Origin of the sequence: Mucilaginibacter sp. (genome assembly GCF_041663085.1) — a bacterium.
GTDB lineage: Bacteria > Bacteroidota > Bacteroidia > Sphingobacteriales > Sphingobacteriaceae > Mucilaginibacter.
The window spans coordinates 16,347-32,777 of the sequence record NZ_JBAZRC010000003.1; the positions used below are offsets into that span (position 1 = coordinate 16,347).

Genomic DNA, 16,431 nt, shown 5'->3' on the forward strand with positions numbered 1-16,431 from the left:
GTCATGATATTGAGAGTCAGGAATCAAGACAGAAGCTTTCTTGGGTCTTGATTCTTAACTCTTGATTCTAAAATTAATCTAATTTAAGTACCGCCATAAAAGCCGATTGTGGTATCTCTACGTTACCAACCTGTCGCATGCGTTTTTTGCCGGCTTTTTGTTTCTCTAAAAGTTTACGCTTACGCGATATATCACCACCGTAACACTTGGCGGTAACATCTTTACGCATAGCTTTAACGGTTTCGCGGGCGATGATCTTGGCACCGATAGAAGCCTGTATAATGATCTCGAACTGCTGGCGTGGTAAAAGCTCTTTCAGCTTCTCGCAGATCTTTTTACCAAAGTCATACGAGTTACCGCGGAAGATCAATGATGATAAAGCATCAACCGGCTCCGAGTTTAATTTAATATCCAAACGCACCAAATCACTTGGGCGGTAACCTATCTGGTGATAATCAAACGAGGCATAACCTTTTGATATGGTTTTTAGCTTATCATAAAAATCGAATACGATCTCACCCATCGGCATCTCAAAAACCAACTCCACACGATCAGACGTTAGGTACGATTGATTTTTAATGAACCCGCGTTTCTGGATACAAAGCGACATTACCGGCCCAACAAAGTCAGACTTGGTGATAATAGTAGCCTTAATATATGGTTCTTCTACACGGTCAATTTTACTGGGGTCGGGCAGGTCAGATGGGTTATTTACTGTAATTTCTTCACCTCTGGTTGAGTAAGCGAGGTATGACACGTTGGGTACGGTAGTAATAACCGTCATGTTAAACTCACGCTCCAAACGCTCCTGGATGATCTCCATGTGCAGCATCCCCAGGAAACCACAACGGAAACCAAAGCCTAACGCCGCTGATGATTCGGGTTCAAAAACCAGTGATGCATCGTTTAACTGCAATTTGGCCATCGATTCGCGCAACTCTTCAAAGTCATCGGTATCAACAGGGTATATACCCGCAAATACCATTGGTTTAACCTCTTCAAAACCCTGTATACCAGTTTCGCAAGGTCGGTTAATGGTAGTAATGGTATCACCCACTTTAACCTCGCGAGATTCCTTAATACCTGATATAATATACCCAACGTCACCAGTTTTGATAACGTCTTTTGGTAATTGTTTTAATTTAAGTGTACCAACCTCTTCAGCGATGTACTGCTTTTCGGTAGCGAAGAATTTTACTTTATCGCCTTTGCGGATCTCGCCGTTAACCACCTTGAAGTAAGCCACGATACCACGGAACGAGTTATAAACCGAATCAAAGATCAAAGCCTGTAAAGGAGCTTCCGGGTCGCCAACAGGGGCGGGGACACGCTCTACAATGGCACGCAGAATATCATGCACGCCCATGCCGGTTTTACCCGATGCGGCAAGGATCTCTTCGCGTTTGCAACCAATTAGTTCAACTATCTGGTCTTTAACTTCCTCGGGCATAGCGCCTGGCAGGTCCATTTTGTTTAACACCGGGATAATTTCCAGGTCGTTCTCTAACGCTAAGTAAAGGTTAGATATGGTTTGCGCCTGTATACCCTGTGCCGCGTCAACAATAAGCAATGCGCCCTCGCATGCTGCTATTGAGCGCGATACCTCGTACGAAAAATCTACGTGGCCGGGGGTATCAATCAGGTTCAGGACGTATTTTTGCCCGTCGAGTTCATAATCCATCTGTATGGCGTGGCTTTTTATGGTGATGCCACGCTCGCGCTCCAGGTCCATATCATCAAGCAATTGTGCCTGCGATTCGCGCTGGGTGATGGTGTTTGTGTATTCTAATAACCTATCGGCAAGGGTACTTTTGCCGTGGTCAATATGTGCTATGATACAAAAATTACGTATGTGCTTCATTCAACCGCAAAAATAACTTTTTAAGCGGATAAATTGGTATCGAGTTTTCAATTAGCTTTCAATACATTAAAACATTACGGCACAGCAACTTTCACAAAAATCGGCGTTTCTGTTGCCACAATTTTCAATTCCCCATTTACGGGGCTTACTTCACTGCTAACCATGGCACCGGCACCGGGTTTTAAACTATAAATAATGGCTTTTACCCCGGCACCCAAATTAAGCGTATAATCGGCTGTGCGGCCCTTTTGATCGGGCACGGTAAGCACATACATTATATTTTTACCTACCTGATACTTATCTACAATAGGGTCGGCATTGATAGTGCCTTTGTAAACATACTTACCCATCAGCTTGTTTACCTGCAAAATATAATCGGCAGCGGGGCGGCGCTTAGGGCTTTCGGCCAGGCCGGATGTCATATACTGTTCGGGGTTATTGGGCGCAGCATCAAACAACTGGTAAAAAAACAGGCGTTTTATGCCATGGCGGGCATACATTAATGATGAGCGCAGGATCCAGTCGGCTTGCGTTACCAGGGCCGGTTTATTACCAATTGGCGGCGCGTGCTGATAGCTTTGCTGATTAATATCATACCCCGTTTCTGTTACCCAAACCTCAGGCTTATTTTTTAACCCGTTTGCCAGTTTCACAAAACCATCGGCCACACTGCCGGATAGGGTAAGCTCGGGTGCTACACCCGTTGATGCACGCTGATGGGTGAACACGCTGCCATCATTTGCGTACAGGTGATAATTGATCACATCAAAACACAGGTTGATGCTGCCATCGGGTTTTAGCCCGCGGTTGGCTTTGCACCAGTTTATCATTCGTTGTACATACTTTACATCGGCAGTGGCAAGGCCGCCCATTACTACTATCATGTTGGGGTCGGCGGTTTTAACACCGGCATTGTTGCCCAGTGTGCCCATGTGCCCGTCATAAAAAGCTGATAGGTTAGCCGCATATTCTTCCGGCGATTGCGTGGCTTTATCGCCTTTCCACCAGCGGTCGGGCTCGTTGCCGCATTCTATATATTTAATAAGGCCCAAACCAATTTTAACCGTGTTTACTACGTCGTTTTTCCAGCGGGGGCGGCCGTCAACCTTTACCAGTTCGGGGTTTACATTAGTGTTTGATCCATATCGCGCAGCAAACTGGAACGCAGTACGGGCCTGTACAATATACGAGGCCTGTTTTGAACGGTCAGCCCCGTAAGGTGCCGGGGCGTTCTCGTCGTCGCGCTGATCGGCAGGGTAGGTGTTCATCATCCAAACCGGCAGGTTTTTGATATCGGCCACAACCATGATACTATCCTGTTTACAGCGACTGTAAATAACATCGTAATACCAGCTGCCGTTGTTGGTAGGGTTGTAGGTGTAATTGCCTTGGGTGTTTTCGAGTTTGTTCCAGTTCAGGTAATGCCTTACAGCGCTAAAACTTTTAATGAGTGCCATATTGGCCTCGTAGATATGGTTGCGGTCGTTTTTAGCCGCGGGGTTCTCCAAAAAGTTCCATTCGTAACCGTTTACGCCGAACATGTTTTTCAGTGGTGTTTGGTTGCTGTCGATAGCGTTTGCTTCGTTAGGATTAATAACCCTGATCGTATCTTTTACTAAAACTGTTGCTGTATGCCGGTTATGACATTGTGATAAGCCAAGCATGGCGATTAAAACAGAAAATATAGATCGGTAGCAAAACAGCATATAAAAATTATGGAGGCTTAAAGGTAATAAAAATGCTAAACGCGGGGAGGTAGGAAGCTAACTCTTATAATCCAGATCGGTCAGATCTTTCACTGAGCCAAAGCCGATCACATCTTTTATCACCTTGCCGTCTGTCATTTCTACAGCGCGGATCAGCTTATCTGACCCAAACTTATCTTTTATCTGGTGCATGGTTTTCAGTGCGGTTTCCTGCTTTTCCATGTCATCAAACAGGCTGTACAGCATATTACCATTGTTTACAAAATTAGTAACAGCCACGCGCATTTGCGTTATCTGCGTATTAAGGATAGGGCCGCATTTGGTTGCCTCCTCAAACTTTGCCATACGGATGCGGATCATCCGCATTAGACTGATGGCATCCTGCACGGGCACGCTGATGGTAAAGGCATCGTCCCAGCGGGTATCATCGGCATAACGCGCGGTAAACCCAACCGATTTACAGTGGAACTTATGATGCACCATGCGTTTCTCCAGGGTAAGGCAAAGCGTCATAAACAACTGGTCGATGTAGTTGATGTGCTGGCGCTTTTCGGCCGAGATCTGGCGCATGGCCTGCATGCCCTTGTACTCGTGCGCTACAATGTTGGTCTCGATAAAATTGAGGCGGTAATGCCAGTAGATGCCGTCAATACTTTTAAAGATGCTGCGTAACCGTTCGGGCGGAGCGTAGCGCATTTCCAGCGGAGTTTTAATGCCGGCGCGTTCCAACCGGTACGACATATTTGCACCTATGCCGGGCAGGTCGCCCAGTTTTAGCTCACTTAAAACCGAATCGATATTTTGCGGGGTGATCATCATCAGTCCGTCGCGTTTTTTGCCCCTAACGGATGCCAGCTTAGCTAAAAAAGCATTTGGCGCTATTCCTACCGAACAGGTGAGCCAGTCGCCCACTTTAGCCAGGATGTCTCTTTTGATGTTCATGGCCATTTGCATGGGGTCAACATTTTCGTAATTGCTAAAGTTTACAATGGCTTCGTCAATACTTTTAGGTACCACATCGTTGCAATACTCGCGCATTACGTTGATAATTTTAGTGTGATACTGCCGATAACGGGCGGGGTTACTTTCAACAGGCACCAGATCGGGGCATTGAACCATGGCATCATTAAGCCGCATCCCGGCTTTAAGCCCCCGTTCTTTGGCTTCGGTAGATAATGAGATTACGCAGCCATACTTGCCTGTGTAAACACAAACGCCAACAGGGCGGCCACGCAGCCAGTAGTTGGCTTGCTGCTCGCAACGGGCAAAATAACTGTTCATATCCACAAACAGTACACGCGCTTCGGCCTTTATCTCTATCTTATTCTGGTTCACATACAAATTTGCTAATTATTTTAGCATTTACAAGTATTTATATTGTTTATTTAACCACATAGGGAACAGAGATAAAAAGCACAGAGTGCACACAGAAAAAAAATCGCCTAAACAAAAATGCCACCCCGATATCAGGGTGGCATTTTACGAATTCCCGGTTCTTAGTTAGAACAACATTTCGTTAGGAGGCGTTACACCTTTTAAACGGATGTAAATAGTTGTTTGGCCACGGTGGTGGGTTTGGTGTTCAAAGCCTTTTGCCAACATAAGGCCGCGGGTAGATTTCATTTTACCCATGCTCACTTCTTCTTTAAACTGCGCTTCGGTCATGCCCTGGATGGCGCTGATAGCATAGTCGTAACTGTCTAAAACCGCTTTGGTGGTAGCTTCTTTGGTTTGGGCTACGGTTTTTTCTACAGATACATCTTTACCCAGTGGGCTTACCTTGCCGCTTGCCATACCTACAAAAAAGTAATTGGCATCAGCCAGGTGCAGCATCTGGCCGGCAAAGGTACGAACCTCTGGTGTGGCTTTAAACGCGTAACCATCGGCAGGCATGGCATCTAAATAAGCTTTGGTGTAGGCTTTGGCGCGTGTCCACTCGCCAACAATTTGATCTTTAGTTAATTGAGCGAATACCGAAGTACAGGCAAATGTTAGCATTACTAACAGGAATGATAGCTTTTTCATAATGATTTAAGTAATTAGTTTTTCGTTGGCTAAAGATAGCTATTTGATTTAAGCTGTTATAAAATCGCTTGTAATTTACTTCGCAGGTTTGGATCCAGATGACTTTAATGAACGACGAAACCGGTAAAATAACTATCCTGGAAAAAGGGATGTAATACCCCTTATTTTACTATCCTAACCGGTTTTTTGTGTTCATCAATAGCTACAAAGGTAAAGCTGCCGTGAATGGCCAGCTCTCGGCCCTCAGCATACATTTGCTCTATATAGATCTCCACATCAACCTTTAAGCTGGTGTTACCTACATGGCTAACGCGGCCAATCAGTTCTACAATGGTACCGGCGGGGATGGGTTTCTTAAAATCAATCTTATCGCTGCTTACGGTAACCATTACCTGCCTGCTAAAGCGGGTAGCGGTTATAAAGGCAACCTCATCCATCATGTGCATGGCGGTACCGCCAAAAAGGGTATCGTAATGGTTGGTAGTGTTCGGGAAAACGGCTTTAAATATGCGGGTTTCTGAGGCTTGTATTCTTTCGTCTAATGTCATGATGGGGGTAAAGGTAATAACAGGCAGGGGAGATCCCTGCCTGTTGGTTGTCAGTTTTAAATTATTGATGCTTCGGTGACAGAGGCACGCATTTCTTTGGCTGCCGCTACCATTTCTGTTAACGCTTTTTTGGTTTCGTCCCATCCACGGGTTTTAAGGCCGCAATCGGGGTTTACCCAAAGCTGGCTGTCGGGGATAACCGCCCTTGCTTTTTTAAGCAGGTGGGTCATTTCATCCTTATTAGGTACACGTGGCGAGTGGATATCATACACACCGGGGCCAATCTCGTTAGGGTATTTAAAATCGGCGAAAACATCCAGCAGCTCCATTTGCGAGCGGGAAGTTTCTATCGTGATCACATCAGCGTCCATATCGGCAATGCTTTGGATGATGTCGTTAAACTCCGAATAGCACATATGTGTATGGATCTGCGTATCATCCTGCACGCCGCTGGCCGAAATGCGGAACGCTTTAACCGCCCAGTCCAGGTAGGTTGCCCAATCTGCTTTGCGCAGGGGCAAGCCTTCGCGTATGGCGGGTTCATCTATCTGGATGATCTTGATACCCGCTTGCTCCAGGTCGCAAACCTCATCGCGTATAGCAAGTGCTATCTGCGTACAGGTTGCTGACCGTGGCTGATCGTTCCTTACAAACGACCACTGCAAAATAGTTACCGGCCCGGTAAGCATGCCCTTCATCCATTTATTGGTTAATGATTGTGCGTAGGCCGACCACTTAACCGTCATCCCCTCGGGGCGCGATACATCGCCATAAATAATAGGGGGCTTAACACAGCGGCTGCCATAACTTTGTACCCAACCGTTTTGGGTGAAGGTAAAGCCAGCCAGTTGCTCGCCAAAATACTCCACCATATCGTTACGCTCAAACTCGCCATGTACCAAAACATCCAGGTCAATTTCTTCCTGCCAATGCACCGCCTTTTCGGTTTCGGTAGCTATATGCAGATCATACTGTGCCTGGTTGATGACACCTTTTTTTAATTGTGAACGCCAGCTGCGCACCTCGGCAGTTTGCGGGAACGAACCAATAGTAGTGGTAGTAAACAACGGCAGGTTTAACAAAGCCTGCTGTTGTTGCTTACGCGATGGGAAACGGCTTTTACGTTGAGCATCACTTTCGGATATGCTCGCAACATGCTGTTTTACAAGTTCATTATGGATGAGTAATGAAGTTTTACGTGAGGTATTATCATGGATATTTTCGGCCAGTTTGTATTGGGCGTTAACACCCGGCGTATTGCCTGAAAGGCTTTTTAACAACGCTATTTCGCTTACCTTTTGTTTGGCAAAGGCAAGCCATTGTTTAATCTCCGGGGTTAATACATCGTTGTTGCTCTCGCTTTTTAAATCGCAGGGCGAATGGATCAGCGAGCAGGATGGGGCTATCCAAACCCTGTCGGCACCCAGTTTATCTTTTGCTTTTTGGATGGTAGCCAACGATTGCTCAAAATCATTCTTCCAAACGTTACGGCCATCTACCACACCTAACGAAAGGATGGTTTTGGCAGGCAGCAGTTCCAGCACCTCATCTAATTGCTGCGGCGCGCGCACCAGGTCGATATGCAGGGCATCAATAGGCAAGGATGCTGCCAGTTGCGCGTTATCGCCCAGGCGTTCAAAATAGGTGGCCAGCAAAAACTTGAGGCGCGGAAACTCTTTTCTAAGCTGCTTATAGGTATCGCGGTAAACCTGCTGCTCTTTTTCGGTCAGATCAAGCGACAGGAAAGGCTCATCAAACTGGATCCATTCGGCACCCAGGTCCTGCAATTTGGTCAGTATCTCCGCGTACACCGGCAGCAGATTTTTGATCAGGTCAATCTTTTCAAATCCCGCTTCTTTCTCTTTACCCAGTAACAGGTACGATACCGGGCCAATCAGCACAGGTTTGGTGATAATCCCCAGTTGCTTCGCCTCATAAAATTCATGCACTATCTTTTGCGAAAACAGACGAAACTGCTGGTTTTGATAAAACTCGGGCACAATGTAATGGTAGTTGGTATCAAACCATTTGGTCATTTCCATAGCCACTACATCCAACCCATTTTTTTGGTAACCGCGGGCCATGGCAAAGTAAAGGTCAATCTCTTCATTATCCTGTTTCAGCATCACCTCGTTATAGCGCTTCGGGATGGCGCCAAACATCAGGGAATGGTCGAGCACATGATCATAATAAGAGAAATCGTTTGAAGGGATCAGGTCTATCCCCGCGTCTTTTTGGATCTGCCAGTTTTCGTGGCGGATGTTTTTACCTACGGCCAGTACGTTTTTGTACCCCGTTTTGCCTGCCCAGTAGTTTTCGCAGACCTTTTTCAATTCGCGCTGGCCACCAATACGCGGGTAGCCTAAATTTTGCGTTAGCATTGCTTTAATTGATTAAATGAATAAATCGGTTAAAAGCCCGTTAGCTATTCTTCGCAATGCTTTGGGTAGGATGGATGGAAAAGTTTGGATATAGCACTCCCTTGCATAAAAATACAGGTGGTAACAAAAACTATATCAAACACACCGACCATTGCTTCATACCGCGAAAGCATTGTCAATTCAGTATGGCAGGTCTCCTGACTTGTAACATTTTTGCCGCCCTTCCCGTTCGTTGTTGGTACAAACAGTGGGCATTATTGGCAAAAACCTTTTTGTGTTACTTACAGTTGCGCGACAGTTAGTGATTTGCACACTATTCCCTATTAATCTACAATTAAGTAAAACCTATACCGGTTGATGAAGGAAAGTAAAGAACTTACATCAGCGCCAAATGTAAGTATAATGAGCGAGGAAAAGGTATAAGGGCATAATTCAAATCTTTGCATTTAACCAGGCGTTCCGATGGAACGCTTTTACTTGTTGTTCATTGTTCTACCAACCACACGTCCCGAATGGGACGAATTTGTATAAACGGTCGTCCCTGCGGGACGATTGGTTGGTAGCATAGTCCACAAACCCATTTCACGTTCCATAGGAACGTTTGGTGGCAGGTCACATACGGGTAAATTAAAAGCGTGGGAGTTCTGTCGCCGCAGGGTCTCTCTTTGCCGTCGCCTGGCTCCAGCCGGGTGACCGCTATTATACGGCGTCCCGCCGCAGTGTGCCGGTTATAGTAAGCAGCCGGAGGCCTTGTAATAATCATCACTCGGCTGGAGCCGAGCGATTGCAATAAGGGAAAGCTGAATACCTACCTCGAAATATCTATCTTGATCTTACGGCCTTTTATCTTCTCGTTTTTTACCAATGCCACTGTACGTTCTATCAGGCTACGTTTTACCGCGGCGTAGGAAGAGTGGTCCAGCACCTCAATCAGCCCGAGGTCTTCTTTGGCCAGTTCGCCTTTTTTCAGCAACAGGCCAACAATATCAATCTTATTTATTTTATCTTTTTTGCCTGCGGCGATGTACACCGTTGCCCATGGCGATAGTGCCGGGATCTTGATCTTAGCAGGAAGCTTTTCTTCTTCGGGCATCTCATTCAGGTAGGCCGGTTTTTCGCCGGGGTTTAGCATCAGGTAGGAGGTTCCTTTGGCATGCATCCTGGCTGTGCGGCCGTTACGATGCGTAAAAGCTTCCTGGTTATGCGGCAGCTGGTAATGCACCACGTGCTCTATTTCGGGAATATCCAGGCCGCGCGAGGCAAGGTCAGTAGTAATTAAGATATGGTGGCTACCATTCCTGAATTTTAGCAGCGCGCGTTCGCGGTCGTCCTGTTCCATACCGCCGTGGAAAATATCGTGCGGCAGGCCCATATCGTATAGCAGGTCGCTGATGCGGTCGACAGCCTCGCGGTGGTTGCAGAATACCAGCGTTGGTTTATCGCTTATTTTGCAAAGCAGGGCGAACAGGGCCTCTAAACGGTCGGCAGCTTCGCTAAATACTGCTTTCTGTTTCAAATCTGGCGTAATAGCGGCATTGCTCAGGTAATCCAGTTTGGTAGGGTTACGGATACCGGTAAAGCCCGGGATCTCGTCCATTTGGGTGGCCGAAGTCAGGATCCGCTTTTTGATATTGGGTAGCTGCTTAATGATGTAGGCCATATCCTCCTGAAAACCAAATTCCAGCGATTTATCAAACTCATCCAGTATAATGGTGGCAATAGCCGAAGTGTCAAACGTTTCGCGGCGCAGGTGATGGGTAATACGACCGGGAGTGCCTATCAGCACGGCAGGCGGCTGCGACAGGTTGTTCATCTCTATTTTTAAAGAGTGGCCGCCATAACAGCAATTTACTTTAAAACCACTGCCCATACTACGAAAAACCTGCTCTATCTGCAAAGCCAGCTCGCGCGAGGGAACCAGGATCATCACCTGGACAGTATTTACATTAGCATCAAGTAAACCCAGCAATGGCAACAAAAAGCCCAGTGTTTTACCCGATCCGGTAGGCGAAAGCAGTATTACATCGCCCTTTTTGGCGGCGGCAATGGCAGCCTCCTGCATAGGGTTTAAGGCTTGTATCTTTAAGTTTTGTAGGGCTTGCTTGATCATTTATTGTTGATGAGAAACCGCAAAGATACTTCATTATAGATGAAATGCTTTGCATATCTGGGATACTCAATACAAGAAACGTATCAAAGTGCGCCAGCGTTGCGGAATTATCCTAAAGTTAAGCTTTAGCTAATGTTGACTCCCCAACTGCTTCCTAAAGGTATTTTACGCCGCATGGGCTTTTAATTCTGAATAAATAGCAGGAGTAAGATTGCCCGGAGGCTGTTACTTAACCAGTTGGGTGCCATCAGTAATCTATTATCTAAATCATTCCCCGGGAAAATAATCTCTTAACGTTAAGCGTTATTTACACAGGGTATGAATAGGAATTATTTAGGAATTGGGATGGCTGCGCTGTTGCTGATAGCCATAGCCGGCTGTGGCGTGGTAAAGTCGGTAGGTAAAAACCCGGAGGGTGAAGAACTTGCCCGGTTAGATACTTTACCTAATTACAAAGATGGCGGTTTTGAAAATCTTGCCGAACGTACCGATTCGACAGTAAAACGCAATAAATTTCTTTTGTTATTACACAACCGCTCAAAGATCACCAGGCCTTCTCTTGGGTTGCCATGGGTTAAAACGGATTTGAATACACTTACGGCCCCTGCACCAACCGTGGTTTGGTTTGGGCATTCGTCTTTGCTTATTAAAACCAGGCAGGGTAATGTACTTATCGACCCTATTTTTAGCAATCACGCCGGGCCCTTACCCGGAATTGTTACGGCATTTCAGGGAACTACGAATTACCACGCCAAAGATATGCCGCCAATAGATGTGTTGATCATTTCTCATGACCACTACGATCACCTGGATTATCGAACCCTGAGGAAATTAAAAGATCATATTAAAATGGCGGTAGTGCCAATGGGGGTGGGCTCGGATCTGGTGTATTGGGGGTTTGATCCTAAAAAGATCATAGAACTGAATTGGAACCAATCTGTTACGTTGCCCGGTGGCCTCCGGGTTACGGCTACGCCGGCACAGCACCGCAGTAACCGTACATACGCTAAAACAAGTAAAACGCTTTGGGCATCTTATGTGATACAAACAGACCAATACCGGCTGTTTTACGGCGGCGATAGTGGTTATGGGACATACTTAAAAAAAATTGGCCAACAATATGGCCCGTTTGACCTGGCGCTGCTGGAATGCGGACAGTACAGCCCCAACTGGCCATGGGCACATCTGTGGTTTGGGCAAGCTGCCCAGGCAAGTGTTGACCTGAAGGCCCGTTTGCTGCAGCCTATCCACTGGGCAAAGTTTGAGGCAGCCGACCATGCCTGGAACGAACCGATAGAAAAACTGATGCCCGCTGCCGAAAAGCTGGGTGTACAGGTAAACGTACCGCGTATAGGGGAGCCTTACACCCTGGGTGATCCGCCGAGGGAAGTAGTTTGGTGGGATTTTAAATAAATATTTGAGCCGCCGCCCTGGTGGTGAATAACCCGTGTTATGGGAAATGCCCGGATGTTGGCTTAACTATTTAGTTAGCCTGTGCGGTCTCGAATTGCAGCTGACTTAAATACCTGTATAGGCCCTGCTCGTTTGCTATCAGTTCCTGGTGGTTACCGGTTTCAATGATGTTACCTTTCTCCAGCACGATGATCTTATCTGCCTCGCGGATGGTTGACAGGCGGTGGGCGATGATGATAGACGTACGGCCTTTCATCAACACCTCTAAAGCTTCCTGTACCAAACGTTCAGATTCCGAATCGAGCGATGAGGTGGCCTCATCCAGTATCAGGATAGCCGGATTTTTCAGCAAGGCACGGGCAATGGCTATGCGCTGGCGTTGTCCGCCTGATAGTTTTACGCCACGTTCGCCAACAATGGTATCATACCCTTCGGGGAAAGAGGTGATAAACTGATCGGCATTGGCTTTTTTGGCTGCCGCGATAATTTCTTCTTTGTCTGATCCCAGTTTACCATAGGCAATGTTCTCTAAAATAGTACCGCCAAACAGCAATACATCCTGCGGAACAATAGCTACCTGGTTACGGATATCGGTTAATGCGTATTCGCTTGCATCCAATCCGTCAAAATAAATGCTGCCGCTTTGCGGATGGTAAAATTGCAGTATCAGCGCAGCCATGGTTGATTTACCCGAACCGCTTGGCCCTACAATAGCTACCTTTTGGCCCGCATTGGCGGTAAATGAAATATCTTTTAGTACGGTAAGCTCCGAGCGGGATGGGTAAGCAAATACCACATTATTGAAGGCCAGGTTACCGCTTATTTTTTGTTTAACAAGGTTATCTTCAGCATTGATAGATACATCTTCGCCTTTCTCGTCCAGTATTTCCAAAACACGTTCGCTTGCACCAACGGCCTTTTGCAAATTGGCATACAACTCAGGGAAACTGCCCATAGCTGCGCCTACAAAAATAGAGTAGAGGATAAAGGTGGTTAAGCTACCAACAGAAAGTTCGTGGTGATGTACCAGTACCGACCCATACCAAATAACGCCTACAATGGCCCCAAACAGGCAAAAAACAATAAACGATGCGAACAAGCCACGGTATACTGCGCCCTTAACCGCAATTTTTACCACTTCGCGCAGGTTTTTGTTGTAACGGCCTGCTTCAAAAGCTTCGTTTACAAAGGCTTTAACATTGGCTATGCCTTGCAGGGTTTCTTCAATAATAGTGTTTGATTCGGCCAGTTTATCCTGGGCCTGTCTTGACAGTGTGCGGATGAACCTCCCGAAAAATACTGCTACAACGATCAATACCGGCAGCATCAGCAATAAAGCCAGGGTAAGTTTAAACGATACAATGGTAAGGAATGTAATACCGCCCACAAGCAAAACCAGTTGCCTTATCATTTCGGCAAAGGTGGTGGTCATGGTATCCTGTATCTGCGAAAGATCGGCAGAGATACGGCTATTTAGTTCGCCAACCCTGCGGTTAGCAAAAAAGTTCATGGGGAGGGTAACCAGTTTAAAATAAGTATCGCGGCGGATATCGGCCAGTGCCTTCTCGGCCACCTGTACAAACCAAACCACCCTAAAAAACGATACAAATGCCTGTACAAACAATATCCCGAAGGCTAAAAAACCAATAGCGTTAATAGTTGGCGGTAAAAAGGTGTATTTCTGTTTACCCTGCGCAGCATCTATCAAAGCTCCAAGTAATGATGGGAATGCAAGGCCTGTTAAGCTGGATAGAAAAAGGAAGATGATACCTGCAAAAAATTTGCCTTTGTAAGGTTTTAAATAGGAGATAAGCTTTGATATGCGGCCTAAACTCTCCAGGTTTAATTTTGCCTTTGGTAATTCTGCTTCCGACTTGCTGCCACTATTCAATCGTCCTCGTGCCATTAATATTTTTTATATGTACAAAGCCGTAAAATTACGCCTTTCTTTTTCTTTTTGTGAAGGCTAATGCTAAAATTGACGCAAACGTGAGAACTATCACTATTATATAAAGCTTTTGCCTGCTTTCGTAACCTGCTTTTTGTTTGGCTAAGGTTGCTTTTAAATCCTCGTTTTGTTCACGTAACCGGTTAATAGTGGTCATGAAAGCAATGCGGGTTTTCTCAACCTCTTTAGCGTTACTTTCTACCTGCTTTTTTTGGTAATTGGTGTAATTGAGCTGGTTGGTTTGGTAATCAAAAAGTTTTTTCAGTTCGATGAAGATCTCGTCGTCGGTACCAACAATATCCATCAGTATATCGTTTGATTTGCGGATATCGCCTTTGGTTTGCATATGGAATATGCCGCTGCGTTTGGTGAGGCTGGTATCGTACTGGCTAAATTTTATCTTTCGGGCAGCAAGCATAGCGTTGATCTTTGCCCGCTGCCGGCTGTACGCAACCGAATCTGTTTTTACCTGCGCAAAAACACAGGCAGCAAAAAGCAGCAATGCTGTTAAAATAAATAAACGTTTCATAGCCTTAAGGGGTTATTGAAAATCAATAATTACACTATCGCCAAGGTTTAGGCCAAGCAGGCCGCTTGCGTTGCCTTTGTTTATGGCAATCTCCAAATGGTCGCTTATACCAAAAAGACAAAGTTTTTCGCCTTCGGGTACTTCATTATAATGCCAGCTAAGCTGGTTAATGGTTTCGTTACGTTTAAAGTACAATACAAACCTGCGGCCTTGCTGCACACGGTTAAAAAATTCTTTAGTAACGTTGGTTATCACGTTCTGGAACGAGTCTATATAGATCACTGCACCCTTTATCAGGTTCTTTTCAATAACGGGTTGCAGGGTCATTTTGTTCTCAATGCTGGTTATGGGTAACCCTATTTCAGCAAGGGTGCCGCCGCTGGCCAAATGGCATGCGGCCTTTACAAAAATATCTGCCAGCGGGAAGTGCAAAAACTTCAGGTCCTGCATAATATTTATTTCCACAATCTCATCCGGCTCATCGTTAAACATCAATGAGAATATGCCATTATCGGCCCCAACAAAGTAGTGGTTTTTATACCTTACGGCAAGGTAACGGGTTTGCGTATTGTACACAGTATCAATGCCTATAAGGTGTACCGTGCCGTCCGGGAAATAGTAAAAGCTATTCTTTAAAATAAAAGCTGCCTGCTGCACATTAAAGGCCGCAACATTGTTAGTAATATCAACAATATTTACTGTTGGGAGCAATTTATAAATACTACCTTTAAGGGCAGCCTGATAAATATCTTTATCGCCCAGATCAGTAGTTAAAGTTATAATTGCCATTAATTTTATAAATATTTATTGCTAATCTTGTAAAGCATTTAAAGGTGCAAATATTCAATTTTTAATTCATAAAAATTCGCAAACTGACAAAAATCAATCCTATTGAACGAGCTAAAGTTATCAATTGAGCAAATAGACCCCGCCGTTTTATGGGGACCGAATAACGATCATTTCGAGATCATTAAAAAGCAATATCCTAAGCTTAAATTAGTTGCACGCGGCAGCGAGGTTAAGGTTTTGGGGGATGAGAACGAATTGGCCATCTTCCAGGAGAAATTTGATCACCTGGTGCAGCATGTAGAAAAATTTGAAAGCCTTAATGTAAACGATGTTGAACGCATACTTGGCGCCAGGGTTACTGCCCCAAAAGAAGGCGAAACCGCGCCCGATAAGTTTGCCAGCAGCGAAGTTTTGGTTTTTGGCCCCAACGGCATTATGGTTAGGGCGCGTACGCCAAACCAGCACCGTATGGTTGATAGCCTGAGCAAAAACGACATCCTGTTTGCTATTGGCCCGGCGGGTACCGGTAAAACGTATACCGCGGTTGCACTGGCTGTAAGGGCATTAAAAAATAAGGAGATCAAACGCATTATCCTTACCCGCCCGGCGGTTGAGGCAGGGGAGAACCTGGGCTTTTTACCGGGCGACCTGAAAGAAAAGATAGACCCGTACCTGCGCCCGTTATATGACGCGCTTGACGATATGATACCGGCCGAAAAACTAAAGCTTTACCTGGAGAACCGTACTATTGAGATTGCCCCGCTGGCTTTTATGCGCGGCCGTACGCTTGATAACTGCTTTGTGATTTTGGATGAGGCGCAAAACGCTACAGATATGCAGCTTAAGATGTTCCTTACACGTATGGGGCCATCGGCCAAGTTTATTGTTACGGGCGATGTTACACAGATCGATTTACCAAAAAAACAGCAGTCGGGTTTATACACCGCGCTGCGTATATTAACTGATATAAAAGGAATTGATATTGTTTACCTGAGCGGTGAAGATGTAGTGCGCCACAAACTGGTGAAACGCATATTGGAAGCTTACGGGGATATACAATAGAAGTACGTAGTCTAAAGTCTTTAGTCATAAGCCACCTGCTTTTCGACTTTAGACTTTAG

The 16,431-nt window shown here is 45.7% G+C and carries 12 protein-coding genes and 1 riboswitch; of the genes, 2 read left to right on the forward strand and 10 right to left on the reverse strand.

Annotated elements, in window-relative coordinates:
• Positions 1-73: 73 nt before the first annotated feature.
• The 7 genes from lepA to WC615_RS01925 all read right to left on the reverse strand — a co-directional run bounded on the left by lepA (position 74) and on the right by WC615_RS01925 (position 10,631).
• Positions 74-1,861 carry a translation elongation factor 4 gene (gene lepA, locus WC615_RS01895; protein WP_372976456.1) on the reverse strand — a complete coding sequence of 596 codons (1,788 nt, stop codon included), beginning with the start codon at positions 1,859-1,861 and terminating at the stop codon, positions 74-76.
• Between the two features lie 74 nt (positions 1,862-1,935).
• Positions 1,936-3,525, reverse strand: coding sequence for a hypothetical protein (locus tag WC615_RS01900; protein WP_372976457.1), 1,590 nt, complete (start codon positions 3,523-3,525; stop codon positions 1,936-1,938).
• 99 nt (positions 3,526-3,624) lie between these two features.
• Positions 3,625-4,902, reverse strand: coding sequence for a DNA polymerase IV (locus tag WC615_RS01905; RefSeq protein WP_372976458.1), 1,278 nt, complete (start codon positions 4,900-4,902; stop codon positions 3,625-3,627).
• 165 nt (positions 4,903-5,067) lie between these two features.
• Positions 5,068-5,592, reverse strand: coding sequence for a DinB family protein (locus WC615_RS01910; protein ID WP_372976459.1), 525 nt, complete (start codon positions 5,590-5,592; stop codon positions 5,068-5,070).
• Between the two features lie 161 nt (positions 5,593-5,753).
• Positions 5,754-6,140 (reverse strand): acyl-CoA thioesterase, encoded by a 387-nt coding sequence (locus WC615_RS01915; RefSeq protein WP_067058329.1) that lies wholly within the window; start codon positions 6,138-6,140, stop codon positions 5,754-5,756.
• A gap of 56 nt (positions 6,141-6,196) precedes the next feature.
• The gene (gene metE / locus WC615_RS01920; protein ID WP_372976460.1) at positions 6,197-8,521 is read right to left on the reverse strand and encodes a 5-methyltetrahydropteroyltriglutamate--homocysteine S-methyltransferase; all 2,325 of its coding nucleotides are present in this window, start codon (positions 8,519-8,521) and stop codon (positions 6,197-6,199) included.
• A 169-nt stretch (positions 8,522-8,690) separates the two neighbouring features.
• Positions 8,691-8,885, reverse strand: a riboswitch (cobalamin riboswitch).
• 444 nt (positions 8,886-9,329) lie between these two features.
• Positions 9,330-10,631 carry a DEAD/DEAH box helicase gene (locus WC615_RS01925; protein ID WP_372976461.1) on the reverse strand — a complete coding sequence of 434 codons (1,302 nt, stop codon included), beginning with the start codon at positions 10,629-10,631 and terminating at the stop codon, positions 9,330-9,332.
• Between the two features lie 318 nt (positions 10,632-10,949).
• Between WC615_RS01925 and WC615_RS01930 the strand changes: the two genes are divergently transcribed.
• On the forward strand, positions 10,950-12,044 hold the full coding sequence (locus WC615_RS01930; protein ID WP_372976462.1) for an MBL fold metallo-hydrolase: 1,095 nt from the start codon (positions 10,950-10,952) through the stop codon (positions 12,042-12,044).
• A gap of 70 nt (positions 12,045-12,114) precedes the next feature.
• Here the strand turns inward: WC615_RS01930 and WC615_RS01935 are convergent, their stop codons facing one another.
• From WC615_RS01935 to WC615_RS01945, 3 genes are read right to left on the reverse strand one after another with little or no spacing between them, the layout of a single operon-like run.
• A complete protein-coding gene (locus tag WC615_RS01935) occupies positions 12,115-13,950 on the reverse strand; it encodes an ABC transporter ATP-binding protein (RefSeq protein WP_372976463.1) in 1,836 nt (611 codons plus the stop codon).
• A gap of 31 nt (positions 13,951-13,981) precedes the next feature.
• Positions 13,982-14,521, reverse strand: a complete 540-nt coding sequence (locus WC615_RS01940; RefSeq protein WP_372976464.1) for a hypothetical protein — start codon at positions 14,519-14,521, stop codon at positions 13,982-13,984.
• 12 nt (positions 14,522-14,533) lie between these two features.
• Positions 14,534-15,310 carry an S-adenosyl-l-methionine hydroxide adenosyltransferase family protein gene (locus tag WC615_RS01945; protein WP_372976465.1) on the reverse strand — a complete coding sequence of 259 codons (777 nt, stop codon included), beginning with the start codon at positions 15,308-15,310 and terminating at the stop codon, positions 14,534-14,536.
• 102 nt (positions 15,311-15,412) lie between these two features.
• Between WC615_RS01945 and WC615_RS01950 the strand changes: the two genes are divergently transcribed.
• Positions 15,413-16,372 (forward strand): PhoH family protein, encoded by a 960-nt coding sequence (locus WC615_RS01950; RefSeq protein ID WP_372976466.1) that lies wholly within the window; start codon positions 15,413-15,415, stop codon positions 16,370-16,372.
• The last annotated feature ends 59 nt before the right edge of the window (positions 16,373-16,431 follow it).